The sequence below is a fragment of the uncultured Pseudomonas sp. genome, from assembly GCF_913774235.1.
GTDB lineage: Bacteria > Pseudomonadota > Gammaproteobacteria > Pseudomonadales > Pseudomonadaceae > Chryseomonas.
This window is the reverse complement of sequence record NZ_CAJYDW010000010.1, coordinates 50,229-66,214: the sequence shown is the minus strand read 5'-3', so window position 1 is coordinate 66,214 and position 15,986 is coordinate 50,229. Positions and strand designations below refer to the sequence as shown.

General features: G+C 65.2%; 18 protein-coding genes. 11 read left to right on the top strand and 7 right to left on the bottom strand.

Annotated elements, in window-relative coordinates; translation table 11 throughout:
* Positions 1-243 precede the first annotated feature (243 nt).
* Positions 244-1,443, bottom strand: a complete 1,200-nt coding sequence (gene tyrS / locus QZ471_RS08940) for a tyrosine--tRNA ligase (RefSeq protein WP_295462823.1) — start codon at positions 1,441-1,443, stop codon at positions 244-246.
* A gap of 168 nt (positions 1,444-1,611) precedes the next feature.
* Between tyrS and QZ471_RS08935 the strand changes: the two genes are divergently transcribed.
* A complete protein-coding gene (locus QZ471_RS08935) occupies positions 1,612-3,048 on the top strand; it encodes a peptidoglycan DD-metalloendopeptidase family protein (RefSeq protein WP_295462821.1) in 1,437 nt (478 codons plus the stop codon).
* Position 3,049: 1 nt separating this feature from the next.
* A complete protein-coding gene (locus QZ471_RS08930) occupies positions 3,050-4,135 on the top strand; it encodes an anhydro-N-acetylmuramic acid kinase (RefSeq protein WP_295462818.1) in 1,086 nt (361 codons plus the stop codon).
* Positions 4,136-4,153: 18 nt separating this feature from the next.
* On the opposite strand, the gene erpA is transcribed toward QZ471_RS08930, so the two are convergent.
* Entirely contained in the window at positions 4,154-4,504 is a 351-nt protein-coding gene (gene erpA / locus QZ471_RS08925) for an iron-sulfur cluster insertion protein ErpA (RefSeq protein ID WP_058766943.1), read from the bottom strand.
* 187 nt (positions 4,505-4,691) lie between these two features.
* Between erpA and hemJ the strand changes: the two genes are divergently transcribed.
* The 4 genes from hemJ to coq7 all read left to right on the top strand — a co-directional run bounded on the left by hemJ (position 4,692) and on the right by coq7 (position 7,200).
* On the top strand, positions 4,692-5,117 hold the full coding sequence (gene hemJ / locus QZ471_RS08920; RefSeq protein WP_295462815.1) for a protoporphyrinogen oxidase HemJ: 426 nt from the start codon (positions 4,692-4,694) through the stop codon (positions 5,115-5,117).
* Positions 5,118-5,158: 41 nt separating this feature from the next.
* Positions 5,159-5,947: an SDR family oxidoreductase gene (locus QZ471_RS08915; protein WP_295462813.1), complete on the top strand. Its 789-nt coding sequence runs from the start codon at positions 5,159-5,161 to the stop codon at positions 5,945-5,947.
* 224 nt (positions 5,948-6,171) lie between these two features.
* A complete protein-coding gene (locus QZ471_RS08910; RefSeq protein WP_295462811.1) occupies positions 6,172-6,513 on the top strand; it encodes a histidine triad nucleotide-binding protein in 342 nt (113 codons plus the stop codon).
* Positions 6,514-6,552: 39 nt separating this feature from the next.
* Complete coding sequence (gene coq7, locus QZ471_RS08905; RefSeq protein ID WP_295462809.1) at positions 6,553-7,200, top strand: 2-polyprenyl-3-methyl-6-methoxy-1,4-benzoquinone monooxygenase; 648 nt, start codon at positions 6,553-6,555, stop codon at positions 7,198-7,200.
* Between the two features lie 62 nt (positions 7,201-7,262).
* Here the strand turns inward: coq7 and pcaG are convergent, their stop codons facing one another.
* From pcaG to pcaQ, 3 genes are all read right to left on the bottom strand, one after another.
* Positions 7,263-7,874, bottom strand: coding sequence for a protocatechuate 3,4-dioxygenase subunit alpha (gene pcaG / locus QZ471_RS08900; RefSeq protein ID WP_295462807.1), 612 nt, complete (start codon positions 7,872-7,874; stop codon positions 7,263-7,265).
* A gap of 11 nt (positions 7,875-7,885) precedes the next feature.
* A complete protein-coding gene (gene pcaH, locus QZ471_RS08895) occupies positions 7,886-8,611 on the bottom strand; it encodes a protocatechuate 3,4-dioxygenase subunit beta (RefSeq protein WP_058764262.1) in 726 nt (241 codons plus the stop codon).
* Positions 8,612-8,711: 100 nt separating this feature from the next.
* Positions 8,712-9,635, bottom strand: a complete 924-nt coding sequence (pcaQ, locus tag QZ471_RS08890) for a pca operon transcription factor PcaQ (RefSeq protein ID WP_295462804.1) — start codon at positions 9,633-9,635, stop codon at positions 8,712-8,714.
* A 117-nt stretch (positions 9,636-9,752) separates the two neighbouring features.
* On the opposite strand from pcaQ, the gene QZ471_RS08885 reads away from it, so the two are divergent.
* The 5 genes from QZ471_RS08885 (at position 9,753) to QZ471_RS08865 (ending at position 12,940) form a co-directional block, all read left to right on the top strand.
* On the top strand, positions 9,753-10,445 hold the full coding sequence (locus QZ471_RS08885; protein ID WP_295462802.1) for a TetR family transcriptional regulator: 693 nt from the start codon (positions 9,753-9,755) through the stop codon (positions 10,443-10,445).
* Between the two features lie 99 nt (positions 10,446-10,544).
* The gene (gene ureE / locus QZ471_RS08880) at positions 10,545-11,045 is read left to right on the top strand and encodes an urease accessory protein UreE (protein WP_295462798.1); all 501 of its coding nucleotides are present in this window, start codon (positions 10,545-10,547) and stop codon (positions 11,043-11,045) included.
* Entirely contained in the window at positions 11,042-11,713 is a 672-nt protein-coding gene (locus tag QZ471_RS08875) for an urease accessory UreF family protein (RefSeq protein WP_295462796.1), read from the top strand. Before ureE ends, QZ471_RS08875 begins: the two co-directional genes overlap by 4 nt.
* A gap of 11 nt (positions 11,714-11,724) precedes the next feature.
* Positions 11,725-12,339: an urease accessory protein UreG gene (gene ureG, locus QZ471_RS08870; protein WP_295462794.1), complete on the top strand. Its 615-nt coding sequence runs from the start codon at positions 11,725-11,727 to the stop codon at positions 12,337-12,339.
* 28 nt (positions 12,340-12,367) lie between these two features.
* Entirely contained in the window at positions 12,368-12,940 is a 573-nt protein-coding gene (locus tag QZ471_RS08865) for a HupE/UreJ family protein (protein ID WP_295462792.1), read from the top strand.
* Positions 12,941-12,944: 4 nt separating this feature from the next.
* On the opposite strand, the gene QZ471_RS08860 is transcribed toward QZ471_RS08865, so the two are convergent.
* Together QZ471_RS08860 and QZ471_RS08855 are read right to left on the bottom strand one after the other, a co-directional pair.
* Positions 12,945-14,201, bottom strand: coding sequence for a metallophosphoesterase (locus QZ471_RS08860; RefSeq protein ID WP_295462790.1), 1,257 nt, complete (start codon positions 14,199-14,201; stop codon positions 12,945-12,947).
* Positions 14,202-14,211: 10 nt separating this feature from the next.
* Positions 14,212-15,840, bottom strand: a complete 1,629-nt coding sequence (locus QZ471_RS08855) for a glycosyltransferase family 39 protein (RefSeq protein ID WP_295462788.1) — start codon at positions 15,838-15,840, stop codon at positions 14,212-14,214.
* Positions 15,841-15,986 lie beyond the last annotated feature (146 nt).

Here is a 15,986-nt window from a genome sequence, read left to right as displayed (position 1 = left end):
TTGCCTGACCAGTTCAACCGATCGCGGCAGCGGGAGGCGAATCCTACAGCATCCCAAGACCCTGTCAACCCCTCCCCTTCATTTCGTTGCCACCCGAAGGTGAAGACCAAACGGCGAAGAATCCCTGGACCCCTCGCCCGACTCAGACCTAAGCGCTTGATTTTCAAGCCGCTTCAGCGTCTGCGCCGGAAGTGGGGCGCATTATAGGGGAGTTTCAGGACAGGTCAACAGGTTATTTCAACTTTATTGCTGACGGACGCTGATGCGGGCGAAAGCCTTCTTGCCGGCCTGACATATATAGGTACGGCCGATCTCGAACTGGAAGCCGCGATCGACCACCTCGCCATCCACCTTGACGCTGCCAGCCGCCAGCAGATCGCGAGCGGCGGCGGCGTTCTTCACCAGGCCAGCCTTGTTGAGGACGGCAGCGACCGGCAGCGCCGCATCGGTTTCCAGCTCGACCTCCGGCAGGTCTTCCGGCAGCTCGCCATCCTTCATACGGTTGCCCGCGGAACGATGGGCGTTCTGGGCAGCTTCTTCGCCGTGGAAACGGGCGACGATCTCTTCGGCCAGTTTGATCTTGATATCGCGGGGGTTAGCGCCCTTCTCGACATCCCCCCGGAATTGGGCGATCTCTTCCAGACTGAGGAAGCTGAGCAACTCGAAGTAACGCCACATAAGGGTGTCGGGGATGGACACCAGCTTGTTGTACATGACGCCGGGGGCTTCCTGGATACCGACGTAGTTGCCCAGGGACTTGGACATCTTCTTCACACCGTCCAGGCCTTCGAGCAGCGGCATGGTGAGGATGCACTGGGCTTCCTGGCCATAGGCACGCTGCAGCTCACGCCCCATGAGCAGGTTGAATTTCTGGTCGGTACCACCCAGCTCGACATCGGCACGCAGGGCAACAGAGTCGTAGCCCTGTACCAGGGGATAGAGGAACTCGTGGATGGCGATGGACTGGTTGCTCGCATAGCGCTTGCTGAAGTCGTCGCGCTCGAGCATCCGGGCCACGGTGTACTGGGAAGAGAGTCGAATGAAGTCAGCCGGGGATAGCTGATCCATCCAGGTAGCGTTGAAGGCCACCTCGGTACGCGCCGGGTCGAGGATCTTGAACACCTGGGCCTTGTAGGTCTCGGCGTTTTCCAGCACCTGCTCACGGGTCAGCGGCGGACGGGTGGCACTCTTGCCGCTGGGGTCGCCGATCATGCCGGTGAAGTCGCCGATCAGGAAGATGACCTGATGGCCGAGCTCCTGGAACTGGCGCAGCTTGTTGATGAGCACGGTGTGGCCGAGGTGCAGATCTGGGGCGGTCGGATCGAAGCCTGCCTTGATGCGCAGCGGGGTGCCACGCTCCAGTTTTGTTACAAGCTCTGACTCGACAAGCAGCTCATCTGCGCCACGCTTGATGATCGCCAGCTGCTCCTGGACCGTTTTCATTGGGGCTCCGCCTCTGAATTTCGAAAGCGTGAACCTTATCAAGATGCCCCTGGTAGCCGCCAGCCAGCACGTCGGATCAGCCACCCCAAAGGGTTGTGACAGCCAGCTTTTGATTATATTTTAGGCAGTTATTCACTTCTTTTAACGTCACATCATCACTTTAGCTAAATGACGAAGCCAATCCCCAAAAGTCCGTTCTACCCCAAAAGCCACCTCGTGGCCGCCAGCGGGGTGGCCGCACTCTTGAGTCTGGCCTTGCTCGTGTTTCCCTCGCAGCAGGTCGAGGCGAAACGCACTTCCATCAACTTGGATGTTGAGCACGACGCCGCGCGCGCCGTGCAGGGTCAGGACGATCTAAAGGAGCAGGTGCTCTCCGAGACTCAGGCTGCGGACGCCCAGAACACTTCACCTTTCGCCCAGATCCCCCAGGATCAGCCGACCGCGCAAGCCGACGAGGAAGCGCCGGTCGAGGAAGAGGTCGTCGCCACCGAAAACGTCGAGCCGCAGTGGACGACCGAGACGGTGCGCAAGGGCGATACGCTCTCGACGCTGTTCGAGCGGGCCGGTCTGGCCGCCGCCGTGGTGCACGAGGTGCTCGCCAGCAGCAAGGAAGCCAAGAAGCTGACCCGCCTGCGCGTGGGTCAGAAGATCGAATTCCAGCGCGAGCCGTCCGGCGAACTGCTGGCGGTGCGCACCAAGCTGACCGCGCTGCAGACTCTGTCGCTGGTCAAGTCGGACCAGGGCTACGAGGTCGAGCACAAGACCGTCACGCCCGAGATCCGCAAGGCCTATGCCCAGGGACGCATCACCAGCTCGCTGTTCGCCTCGGCGCAGAAGGCCGGGCTGTCCCATGACATGACCATGGCGCTGGCCAACATCTTCGGCTACGACATCGACTTCGCCCTGGACATCCAGGAAGGCGACGAATTCGAGGTGGTGTACGAGGACAAGGTGGTCAACGGCAAGCATGTCGGCTACGGCAACATCCTGGCCGCGCGTTTCGTCAACAAGGGCAAGGCCTACACCGCCGTGCGCTACACGGCGAAGAACGGTACCACCAACTACTACACCGCCGAAGGCGGCAGCATGCGCAAGGCCTTCATCCGGACCCCGGTGGAGTTCTCGCGGATCAGCTCGCGCTTCACCATGGGTCGCTTCCATCCGGTGCTGAACAAGATGCGTGCGCACAAGGGGGTCGACTATGCCGCGCCCACCGGTACGCCGATCCATGCCACCGGCGATGGCAAGATCGCCAAGGCCGGCACGGAGAATGGTTATGGCAACGTGGTGATGATCCAGCATGGCAAGACCTACACCACGGTCTATGGCCACATGAGCCGTATCGCCAAGGGCATGCGTGCCGGCGTGGCGGTGAAGCAGGGCCAGGTGATCGGCTATGTGGGCATGACGGGCCTGGCGACCGGTCCGCACCTGCACTATGAATTCCGCATCAATGGCAATCACGTCGATCCGCTCGGCGTGAAGCTGCCCATGGCCGATCCCATCGCCAAGAACGAGATCTCGCGTTTCCTGGCGCAGAGCCAGCCGCTCATGGCCCGCATGGACCAGGAGCGTGCCTCTCTGCTCGCGATGAACAAGCGCTGAGATGGAGCGCTACCTTGGGGTGATGTCCGGCACCAGCCTTGATGGGCTGGACATCGCGCTGATCGAACAGGGCGAACGGACTCGTTTCGTCGCCGCCCTGGGTATTCCCATGCCGAAGGCGTTACGCCAGGAGCTGCTGACGCTGTGTGCCCCCGGGGACAACGAGATCGAGCGGATCGCACAGGCCGAGCAGGCCTGGATCGCGCTCGCCGCCCAAGGCATCGCCGAGTTGCTGGAGCAGCAGGGTCTGGTGCCAGACGACATCCGCGCCGTGGGCAACCATGGCCAGACCATCCGCCATCTGCCCGCCCAGGGCTATACGCTACAGATCGGTGACGCCGCCCTGCTGGCCGAACTCAGTGGCATCGACGTGGTGGCCGACTTCCGCCGCCGTGATCTCGCCGCCGGTGGCCAGGGTGCGCCGCTGGTACCGGCCTTCCATGCCGATCTGTTCGGCCAGGATCGTCCACGGGCGGTGCTCAACATCGGCGGCTTCAGCAATGTGACGCTGCTGGCGCCGGAGCTACCGGTGCGCGGCTTCGACTGCGGACCGGGCAACGTGCTGCTGGATGCCTGGATTCACCACATTCAGGGACTGCACTTCGATGCGAATGGCGCCTGGGCGGCGCAGGGACAGGTAGTCCCAACGCTCCTGCAGCAGTTGCTGGGCGATCCCTTCTTCGTGAAGCGCGGCCCGAAGAGCACCGGACGCGAGCATTTCAATCTGCGCTGGCTGCTGCAACACCTGGATCAGCATCCCGAACTGGCGCCGGTGGATGTCCAGGCCACCCTGGCCGAGCTGAGCGCGCGCAGCATCGCCGACAGCATCCGGACGGCGCAGCCGGTGGACGAGGTACTGGTCTGTGGTGGTGGCGCGCACAATACCGATCTGATGCAGCGGCTGGCCAAGCAACTGGCACCGGCCAGGGTGATCAGCACCGAGGCCTATCAGGTATCGCCGGACTGGATGGAGGCCATGGCCTTCGCCTGGCTGGCCCATCGCTTCTGCGCGGGCCTGCCCGGCAACTGCCCGGAAGTGACCGGGGCCAGCGGACTGCGGGTACTGGGCGCGCTCTATCCGCGCTAGACCCAGCCCCGCGCTCGATCAGATGGAGAAGGACTGACCGCAGCCGCAGGTGGTGGCGGCGTTGGGGTTCTTGATGACGAAACGCGAGCCTTCCAGGCCTTCCTGATAGTCCACCTCGGCACCGGCCAGGTACTGGAAGCTCATGGGGTCGACGACCAGGTGCACGCCATCGCGCTCGATGACGGTGTCGTCGTCCGCGGAATCCTCGTCGAAGGTGAAGCCGTACTGGAAGCCGGAGCAACCGCCACCGGTGACGAAGACGCGCAGCTTCAGGCGGGGATTGCCCTCTTCCTCGATCAGGTTCTTCACCTTGGTGGCCGCACCCAGGGTGAACTGCAGGGGGGTCGGGGTGAAGGTTTCAATGGTCATTGCCGTAGTCTCCCGGCTCGCGCCGAACACAATTCAATGGCGAAATTATCCGCTTGCCCCAGCAAAATGGTCAACTATTGCGCGACCGCGGGCTACCAGCCGGGATGACTGGAGTGAATGACTTGGCGACGGCGCCACTCTAATATCGCGCCGCCCGATGAGGCCGACTGATAAGGAGAACGCCCCGATGCTCTATCTTTGGTTCAAAGCCTTTCACCTGATCGCCATGGTCTGCTGGTTCGCCGGTCTGTTCTATTTGCCACGGCTGTTCGTCTATCACGCCCAGAGCAGCGATGCGGTCAGCCATGAACGCTTCTGCCTGATGGAGCGCAAGCTGTACCGGGGCATCATGTTGCCGGCGATGATCCTGACACTGGTGTTCGGCATCGGCCTGCTGGTGATCAATCCGAGCTGGATGACCCAAGGCTGGATGCACACCAAGTTGGCGCTGGTGGTGGTGCTGATCGGCTATCACCACGTCTGCGGCGCCATGCGCAAGAAATTCGAGCGCGGCGAGAACAAACGTAGCCACGTGTTCTATCGCTGGTTCAACGAGGTGCCGGTACTCATCCTCATCGCCGTGGTCATCCTGGTGGTGGTCAAACCTTACTAGATCCGGTCGCGTCCCGACGTTTCGGTCCTGGAGAAAGCAGTATGCAGCGTTATGCCCTGGTAACCGGTGCTTCGTGCGGAATCGGCCTGGCCCTGGCCGAAGCCCTGGCGCGGCGTGGCCAGCCACTGATCCTGCTGGCACGGCGCAGGGACAAGCTGGAGAGCATCGCCGCCGAACTGGCCCAGCGCTTCGACGTGGAGGTGCTGTACCGGGTCTGCGACCTGGCGGAGCCGTTGCACCTGACCGGGCTGCTGCACGAGCTGGAGCAGAGCGAACGCGCCATCGGGCTGCTGGTCAACTGCGCCGGGATCGGCAGCGGCGGGGACTTCCTGGAAGCCGACTGGCCGCGGGTACAGGAGCAGCTGGAGCTGAATATCCTGGCGCTCACCCGCCTGTGCCATGCCTTGGGCCAGCACATGGCGATCCAGGGCGGCGGCCAGATCCTCAACGTGGCCTCAACCGCGGCCTTCCAGCCGATTCCCTACATGAGCAGCTACGCGGCGACCAAGGCCTATGTACTGCATTTCTCCGAGGGGCTGCGCGAGGAGCTCAAGAAACGCGGCGTGTCGGTGTCGGTGCTCTGCCCCGGCCCGACGCGCACTGCTTTCTTCGAGAATGCCGGACTGCAGACCGGGCGCATGGAGCAGAGCAAGCTGCTGATGACCGCCGAGGAGGTCGCCCTGGCGGCGGTCCAGGGGCTGGAGCGACGCCAGGCGGTGATTGTGCCCGGTTGGCGTAATCGCCTGGGCAGCCTGCTGCCGCGCTTCTTCCCGCGCTCGCTGGTGCGCTCGGCGGCGATCCGAATCGGCAAACTCTTTCAACCAGCGTAAGAACTTGTTCAAAATCTGCTGCGCGTCGGCCAAACTGCGTTGAAAATGGCTTCGGAATGCTCATGTACCACTCGTAAACTCCGCTGCCTCAGCCATTTTCGCCTTGTTTGTCTCTAGCTCGCGAGATTATGAACAGGCTCTTAGGGTGCTCCCAGCCGCCGCACCTGACCCCAGGCGGCGGCCACTGGTACACTCGACGCCTATTCAGCCAGCAGGAGATCGACGTGGATTGTCTGTTCTGCAAGATCGTCGCCGGAGACATTCCGGCCAAGGTGCTCTACGAGGACGATCAGGTCATCGCCTTCCATGACATCGCCCCCCAGGCGCCGGTGCACTTCCTGGTCATCCCCAAGAAGCACATCGCGACCCTGCATGACCTGAGCGAGGCCGACGACAAACAGCTCGCCGGGCACATTCTCTTTACCGCCCAGCGCCTGGCTCAGGTGCAGGGCTGCGCGGAAGGCTTCCGGGTGGCGATGAACTGCAACGCCCTGGGTGGCCAGACGGTCTATCACATCCATATGCACGTGCTGGGCAAGCGGCAGATGACCTGGCCTCCGGGCTAAGCGTCGCTCCGCCCTTCCCCATCCGCCAAGGAGATCACCATGGGCTCCACCCGCCAGTATTCCCCGTTCGATCGGCTACTGATCCAGGCCGATACCGCGCTGCGCACCCTGACGCCCTTCAGCGGCGCGCCGACCCGCAGCTCACCGGCCATTCCGCTCAAGGATGCCGAACTGACCGACGAGGAACGCCGCCACGCGGCTGGCCTCATGCGCATCAACCACACCGGCGAGGTCTGTGCCCAGGCGCTGTACCAGGGCCAGGCGCTGACCGCCAAGTTGCCGGAAGTCCGCGAAGAGATGGAGCGTGCGGCGGACGAGGAGATCGATCACCTGGCCTGGTGCGAACAACGCATCCGCGCCCTGGGTGAGCGGCCCAGCCTGCTCAATCCGCTGTTCTATGGGCTGTCGTTCGGCATCGGCGCCGGTGCGGGTCTGATCAGCGACCGCCTGAGCCTGGGCTTCGTGGCGGCGACCGAAGACCAGGTCTGCCGTCACCTGGACGAGCACCTGGAAAAGCTGCCGGCGACTGACGCCAAGTCGCGGGCGGTGTTGGAGCAGATGCGCATCGATGAGGAGCAGCACGCCGAGCACGCCCTGGCTGCCGGTGGCTGGCGCTTCCCGACGCCGGTGAAGTACGGCATGAGTCTGGTGGCCAAGGTGATGACCAAGACCACCTATCGCATCTGACCCCTGGATTGCGGCCATGAAAAAGCCCTGCCTGAGCAGGGCTTTTTGCTGTCTGCCTCTTCTTAGATATCGAAGAAGACGGTTTCCTGGGGGCCTTGCAGATAGATGTCGAAGCGATAGGCCAGGCGGCCATCGATCTCGCAGCGGCGGGCCAGCAGGGTCGACCGACGTTCCGGCTCCGGCAGGTTGTAGACCGGGCAGCGGGCGTTGGCCTCGGCTTCGTCGTCGAAGTAGAGCCGCGTCTGCAGGTGGATGTTGATGCCGCGAGCGAACAGGGTGACGTTGATGTGCGGCGCCATGGGCTGGCCACGCTGGTCGACGACCTGGCCGGGCTTGACGGTGTGCAGGGTCCAGTCGCCGGCATCGAAGGTGGTGGCGGTGCGGCCGAAGCCGTTGAAGGCCTTTTCCACGTCGTAGACCGGATCGTATTTGCCTTCGTGGTCGGCCTGCCAGAACTCCAGGAAGGAGTCGCGCACCAGGTTGCCGTTGCCGTCGAACACCTGGCCGGTGAGCAGGATGTGCTCGCCCGGGGCGCCGGGCTTGGCCAGCTGGTTCCAGATCTCGACGTCGCGGGCGGGATTGCCGGCGGCGGCCAGGGCCAGGCCAATATGGACGTAGGGGCCGGCGGTCTGGGAGGGGGTTTCCGGCAGCAAAGCTTGGTAATTGGGCGTCATCTCGCGCGTCCTCAGTGATGTTCGAAGAACGTCTGCCGCGCACCGCGGGTGACGATGTCGAAACGATAGGCCAGGCAGTCCATGGGGTTGGCCATGCTCATGTCCAGGCGGGCGATGAGGGTCTGCACGGCATCGGGATTGGCGATGGACTTGACGATGGGGCACAGCGGGATCAGCGGATCGCCTTCGAAGTACAGCTGGGTGATCAGCCGGGTGGCGATGGCCGGGCCCATGACCGAGACGTGGATGTGCGCCGGACGCCAGTCGTTGCTGCCGTTGCGCCAGGGATAAGGGCCCGGGCGGATGGTGCGGAAGACGTAGTTGCCCTGGCTGTCGGTACGGGTGCGGCCGACCCCGCCGAAGTTGGGATCCAGCGGCGCCAGGTAGACGTCGTTCTTGTGCCGGTAGCGACCGCCGGCGTTGGCCTGCCAGATCTCCACCAGGGAATTGGGTACCGGCTTGCCGAATTGGTCGCGCAGGGTACCGAACAGGATGATGCGCTCGCCTTGGGGCAGTTGGCCGGTGCCGAAGTTGAGCAGCAGGTCGTTGTCGTGCGGACCGAGGGGCAGGCGCGAGAAGTCCGGACCGCTGCGCTCGGAGGCGGTCTGGTGCTGCAGGCTCACCAGCGCCTGACGGGGCGAACGCGGAATGGAGGATTTGTAGGCGGGGGTATAGGCCTGGGGATGCCAGGTGCGATCACGGGCGACGTAGCGAACGTCGTGGGGCTTGTTATGCATTGGAATGCTCCACGGAAGGATCGGGGCCAGAAGATGGCTGATCCCAGTGTGGCGCAGCGCGGCGACGGGTTGAATTGAAAGCTGCACCCTGACCCATAACCTAATGGTTAAGTGTCAACTCGCCGGCTACCTCACGCAGGACGTCGCAGAATCTCTGGGTCGCCAGGGACAGGGGCACGCTGCCATTGCGGCAGATACCGACCGAGCCACCCGCTTCGCGTACGCCCAATTGCACTTCCACCAGCTCGCCGGTCGCCAGGTCCCGGCGTACCGCATCCAGCGGCGCGATCCACAGGGCGTCGCTCTGGCGGACGTACTGACGACTCAGAGTCGGTGACAGGGTCTCCAGCCGCTGGGCACTGAGGGGAATGCCGCACTGCACGAACAGGCTCTCGGCATGGCGGCGGATGGTGGTACCGGGCAATGGCAGCACCAGTGGATAGCGCGCCAGGGTCGCCAGATCGGCCGGCAGGGCCTGGCTGAGCGGGTGCCCCGGGCGGACCACCAGGGTCAGGGCCTCGGTATAGAGATGCTCGAAGTCGAGCCCGTGGATGTCGGGGCTGTCGGTCATGCGGCCGACCACCAGATCCAGGTCGCCGACGCGCAACTGCCCGAGCAGATAGGCGCTGGGACCGGTGGCGACGTTGACGATCAGTTGTCGGTGCCGCTCGTGCAGGCGCGCCAAGACCTCGGGCAGGACCTGGCTTTCCACCGTCGACAGGACCCCAACCCGCACCAGGCCGCCCGCCTCGCCGCCCCGTACCAGTTGCATGCCCTCGCGCAGGGCCTGGACGCAGGGCCCGGCATGGCGCAGGAACAGCAGGCCCGCCTCGGTCGGCGTCACCTCACCCTTGCCGCGTTCGAACAGCCGCACCTCGAGGATCTCTTCGAGTTCGCGGATGGTCTTGGAGATAGCCGGCTGGGACACGGCGATGGCATCGGCCGCCTTGGCGAAGCTGCGCTGCTGGGCGATCTCCAGGAAACACAGCAGGTGGCGAAACTTGATGCGGTTGTCGAGATTCATGGCGCTCTACAGGCTGGACCTGGGAGCAAAGACTACCACCGGGCGGCCGCGGAAAACCCTTGCAGTCAGTCGCGGCTGCCTTTGCTACAGTGCCGCCTTGCCTCCTGGAATCTTTCCATGTCGATTCGTGCCCAGCAGAAGCTGCAAACCCGCCAGGCGCTGCTGGAATCGGCGCGCCTGCTGATGAACAGCGGTCGCGGCTTCGGTAGTCTCAGCCTGCGCGAGGTGAGTCGCCAGGCGGGGATCGTCCCGGCGGGTTTCTATCGCCATTTCGCCGACATGGAGACCTTCGGCCTGGCGCTGGTGGCGGAGGTGGGCGACACCTTCCGCGACGCCCTGCGCCAGGTCAGACACCACGAGTTGCAGCAGCGCGGCATGATCGAAGCCTCGGTGGAGATCTTCCTCGATGCCGTGCACGACAACCGCGATCAATTCCTCTTCCTCGCCCGCGAGCAATACGGCGGCTCCCTGGCCGTGCGCCAGGCCATCGCCGAGCTGCGCCAGCGCATCACCCAGGATCTGGCGCGGGACCTGCTCGCCCTGGGTCGCCTGCCGCATCTGGTGCCCGCGCAGATCGATGTCCTGGCCGACCTGGTGGTGAAGACGGTGTTCGCCACCCTGCCCGAGCTGATCGATTCGCCACCGGAACTGACACCACCCCACCTATGGCCCGCGGCGAAGATGGTGCAGCAGCTCAAGCTCATCCTGATCGGCAGCAAGCACTGGCGGCGCGCAGAGGACAAGAGCGCACCAAAAGAAAGCATAGATCGCCTCGCGAATGCGATGATGCACCAAATAAATGCAACCTGATCATCCGGTCAGCTTTCCTTACCCCTGGCAGCAGGCGAGTCCCGCCATTTGGCAGGCCCCTTGCTGTAGTGCACGACTATAACTGCCAAGAGTTTCGTCATGCTGGTCATCCATAACCGTTGCGCGGCCCGGGACACCTGGGACGCCGAACTCCATCTCACCTTCGATGCCCGCAGCAAGAGTCGCCTCAGAGCGACGAGCAGCGCGGGTGAAGACGTCGGCCTGTTCCTCGAGCGCGGTCAGCCACCGCTGGCCGACGGTGACTTCCTCGAAGCCCGCGATGGTCGCATCGTGCGCGTCGTCGCCCGGCCGGAAAAGCTGCTGCACGTGACCTGCGTCAGCGCCTTCGAGCTGACCCGCGCCGCCTACCACCTGGGCAATCGCCACGTGGCCCTGCAGATCGGCGATGGCTGGCTGCGACTGCTGGACGACTATGTACTCAAGGCCATGCTGGAACAGCTGGGTGCCCAGGTCAGCGAGATCGAGGCCGGCTTCCAGCCCGAGCACGGCGCCTACGGTGGCGGTCACCACCACTCGCATCACGGCGAGGAAGGCTTCAACTACGCACCCAAGCTGCACCAGTTCGGCGTCCGGACGTGAAGGCTCCCTTCGCCCTGTTGCGCCTGGCCAGCCCCCAGTTGCCCATCGGCGGCTACAGCTATTCCCAGGGCCTGGAACTGGCCATCGACAGCGGCCTGATCCGCACCGCGGCGGACGCCGAGGCCTGGCTGCGCGATAGTCTGGAACTCAACCTGGCGCGCTTCGAGGCGCCGCTGCTGCTGGCCCATTGCGCGGCCGCGGCGGCGGGCGACTGGCTGCGGCTGGCCGAGTTGGCCGAGCGCCACCGCGCCAGTCGCGAGACCGCCGAATTTCAGCTGGAAAGTCGCCAGACCGGCTATTCCTTGGCGCAGCTGTTACTCGGCCTGCCGGAACTGGATGACGACAGTCGCCGGCTGTTGGCCGAGCTGGCGCCGACCTTCGCCCTGGGTTGGGCCCTAGCGGCCCGTGCCTGGGCGATAGCCCCGCGTGCCGCGCTGGATGCCTGGCTGTGGACCTGGCTGGAGAACCAGTTGGCGGTGCTGATGAAAACCCTGCCGCTGGGCCAGCAAGCGGCCCAGCGCCTCACCTCCACCCTGCTGCCGACCCTGGCCGCCGCCGCCGAGCAGGCCGCTGACCTGCCGGAAGCGGCCTGGGGCGGTGCCCCCTTCGGCCTTGCCCTCACCAGCATGGCCCATGAGCGGCAGTACAGCCGCCTGTTCCGTTCCTAGGAGATCTCCAGATGACTACCCAACCCCTGCGCGTCGGTATCGGCGGTCCGGTCGGCTCCGGCAAGACCGCCCTCACCCTGGCCCTCTGCCGTGCCCTGCGCGAGCGCTACAACCTGGCGGTGGTGACCAACGACATCTATACCCGCGAAGACGCTGACTTCCTGGTGCGCAACGAGGCCCTGGCGCCCGAGCGCATCCTCGGCGTGGAGACCGGTGGCTGCCCGCACACCGCCATCCGCGAAGACGCCTCCATCAACCTGGAGGCGGTGGATCAGCTCAATCGCCGCTTCCCCGGCCTGGACCTGATCCTGGTGGAATCCGGTGGTGACAACCTCTCCGCCACCTTTAGCCCGGAGCTGTCCGACCTGACCCTCTACGTCATCGACGTCTCGGCCGGCGACAAGCTGCCGCGCAAGGGCGGTCCGGGTATCTGCAAATCGGATCTGCTGGTGATCAACAAGGTCGACCTGGCCGACATGGTCGGCGCCTCCCTGGAGGTGATGGATCGCGACACCCGCAAGATGCGCGGCGACAAGCCCTTCGTCTTCAGCAACCAGAAGACCGGCATGGGCCTGGAGGAGATCATCGCCTTCATCGAACAGCAGGGTCTGCTGACCGCCGCCTGACCCCAGGATCTCACCCCAAGGAGCTCTCATGAAACACGCCAAGATCCTCGCCACCGCCGCCCTGCTGCTCGCCCCGGCCCTGGCCTTCGCCCACCCCGGTCATGCCGAGAACGGCCTGGCCGCCGGGGTGCTGCATCCGCTGACCGGTCTCGACCATCTGCTGGCCATGCTCGCCGTGGGCCTCTGGGCCGCCCAGCAGCAGGGCAAGGCGCGCCTGGCACTGCCCTGCACCTTCGTCGGCACCATGCTGATCGGTGGCCTGCTGGGCTTCACCGGCATGGAGATGCCCTTCCTGGAGACCGGCATCGCCGCCTCGGTGCTGGCCCTAGGGCTGCTGGTGGCCCTGGCTGCCCGTCCGCCGGTGGCCGCTGCCGTCGGCCTGACCGCCGCCTTCGCGCTGTTCCACGGCGTGGCCCATGGCCTGGAATTGCCGGAGATGGGCAACCCCTGGGCCTATGCCGCCGGTTTCGTCGCCGCCACCGCCGCCCTGCACGGCCTGGGCTATGCCGTGGTGCGCTTCCTGCCCCAGGCAGCCGCGCCACTGGTACGCCTGGCTGGTGTGGCTACCGCGGTCGCCGGGGGTTGGTTGCTCGCCGCCTGAACTCTCAGGCGATCCCCAGTTGCTGGCGCAACCGCGCCAGCACACCCTCTTCCGCCACCGCCGGCAACTGCGCGGTATAGCCGCCAAAGCCGGCGAAGCGCGTGGCGAAGTCCACATCCAGGACGAATCTGTTATCGAACTGCGAAGAGGCCAACGGGGCCAGTACCTCGGCGGAATAGGTGTCGCGCGGATCGCTGCCCAGGCGTACCGGTAGGTCGCCACTCTGCTGGCGATAGGCGACCCAGGGCGAATAGGTGAAGGCTTCCAGCCGCCCCCGCGCCAAGTCCAGCTCCAGCAGGCGCAGCAGGCCGTTACCGCCGGCGTACTCGGTCTGGTAGTTGATTAGCAGGAGATCCACCGGATGGCCGAAGTCGTTGGCCAGTCGCAGGTGACCGCTGCCATGGTTGTGTCCATTGAGGGTGAGGAATATCTGGTCGTTACGCCGGATCAGGCGATTCCACAGCCGCACACCCGTATCGTTGCGTCGGTTCGAGAGCACGGCCTGGCCGTTCACCAGGTCGACGATGTTGTGCGAGGCCAGGATGGTGGGTAGGTGCGGATAGCGATCCAGCACCGACTGGGCCCAGGCCAGCGACTGTTCCGACGGGAACCAGTCCAGGGTCAGCAGCAGGAAGCCCTGGCCGAGCGCCACGAAACGATGGGCTTCGTTGAGACCGGTGGCATCGCGCTCGAGGAAGGTGCTCTGCCGCGCCGCCCGTTCCGGACTGAAGTACTGGGTGAACAACTCGCTGCCATCACGCAGGCGATCCTCGGTGTAGAGCGCGATGACATCGTGATCGCCGGTCATGACGCTGTAGGGCAGACCGGCTCGCTCCAGGCGCGCCATGGCCTGGCTCGCCAGGCGCCATTCGCCGTGTTGCTCGGCATCCTCGACCAGATCGCCCAGGTGCACCACGAAGGGCATGTTCAGCGCCCTGGCGTTGTTCGCCAACCAGTGGGTCTGGGCGTGAAAAGCCAGGGCGGGGGGATAGCCGAGTCCCGGATAACGCTCCACCCGCTTGCCGGTGCGCGTCATCTCGAAGTTGTTCTCGCTGTAGTACTGGGTATCGGGCAGTACCCCGAGGACAAAGCTGCTGGCCGAGGCCAGGGGCGTCACCGGGGTGAACTTGCGCTCTTCGAACCAGAGTGACTTGCGCTCCGCCAGGCCGTAGCCCTGGGTCGGCTTGCAGGCAGCCAGCAGCGGCAGGCCAGCCAGGGCCAGGCACAGCCGGCGACGATGGAAATCGGGCGAATCGGTCATGGCGCGGGCCTCAGGGCAGGTAGTAGGCCTGCCAGCGATTGTCGTTGAAGCGGCCATCCAGCACCGGCTGGCGGCCGGCCAGCGGGGTATTGGCCAGGGCCGCCTGGCTGTCGGCGTCGAGCAACACGTAGGCGGGCCGGGTGACCTGCGCCAGTTGCCCGGGCTGGCCGACGTCGATGAACACCGGCATGGGCACGTCGTAGTCGAGATTCATCAGGTAGCGGAAGGCCTTGGTGTCCTGGCCCAGGCCAAAGAACACCAGTTGGCCCGGCTCGCCCTGACGCAGGCTCTCCAGACGGGTGACGAAGGCGCGGGTGTCGTAGCGCAGCGCCTGCATCGGGTCCAGTGCCAACACCACCAGCAGCCACTGCGCCAGGGCGGCGGCGGCCAGCGGCATGCCCAGCTGGAAGGCGCCACGCTCACGCCAGGCCGCCAGCAGGGCGAACAGTGCGAGGATGGCGAAGCCTCCCAGCAGCAGACGCAGGTCCAGCGATGGCCACCAGCCGGCGGCCTGGAGCTTGGGTTGCTGCAGCTTGACCAGCACCCCGAGCACTACCGGAAACAGCACCAGCAAGGGCAGGAACAGCCGCCGCACCCAGACCAGCAACCCCTGGCCTCGCCACAGCACCCAGGCGCCGAGAGCGGCGCAGGCCGGGATCGCCGGCAGGATGTAATAGGGTTTCTTGAAGGTGGGGATCGACAACGCCACCACGATGAGCACGGCGAAGCCGGCCAGTTGCACCAGCAAGCGGCTCTCCACCTGCTCCTGGCGCAGGTGCCAGTGACGCCTCAGCGTCGGCAGGGCGAACAATGCCAGGGGAAAGGCCGGGGCGTAGCGATAGAGACCCAGTTGCAGGAAGTACCACCAGGGATAGCCCGCGCCGTCGGTGTCGTCCAGCCGACCGGACACCTGCATGCGGATCACGTCCTCGACGAAGGGCATGCCACCGGTGTGCCAGGCCAGGCCGAACAGCAGGGCGCAGCACAACGCCAGCAACAGCGCGCCGACCAGGCCATAGCCGAAGCTGCGCCGCCAGTCGCCCTGTAGCAGCCAGTAGACGCAGACCACACCGCAGGGCTCGATCAGGCCCAGCGGTCCGCGTACGGCGAAGCCTGCCGCCATGCAGAGGAACACCAAGGCGCGCCGCCGGGGCAAGCCGCGCTGGTCGGCGCTCCACAGTAGGTAGAAGCAAGCCAGCGCCGCCAGGGTGACGAACTGATCGAGGCAGATGGAGCGGGCCTTGGCGAGAAAGCCGTTGGTGAGCAGCAGCAGCAGCACCGCCAATAGCGCCCAACGCCGCGAGTGCGGAGCGAGCAGGCGATAGAGCAGCGCGACGATACCGGCCGAGGCCAGCGCCGTGGGGATCACCGTGGCGAGCCGGTTGACCTCGCCGAACAGGTGGGCGAAGACGTTGATGAACAGCGTGGAGGTGGCGGGGTAGTCCGGATAGGGCTGCCCATAGCTGGTCGGGAAGGCACTGACCCCATGACGGAACATCTCCTGGGCGAACAGCGCGAAACGCCCATCGAAGCCGATGAAGGGCTGCTCCCAGAGACCCAAGGTGAACAGGGGCACCGCCAGCAGGAGCAGCGCCAGACTTTCGAGGCGCAGGCGCGCCGGGCTCGGGATGGACGACACGCGGCAAGACTCCGGCAGGCTGGGGGGACGGGCTTGGACCCGGCGCCACTATCGCCGAACAACCTTAGGGATCGCTGAAACCAGCCTGACAGCGGGCTGACAGGAGCCGCATGACAGAGCGGTTCAGCAGCAGGGCGGTCGCGACT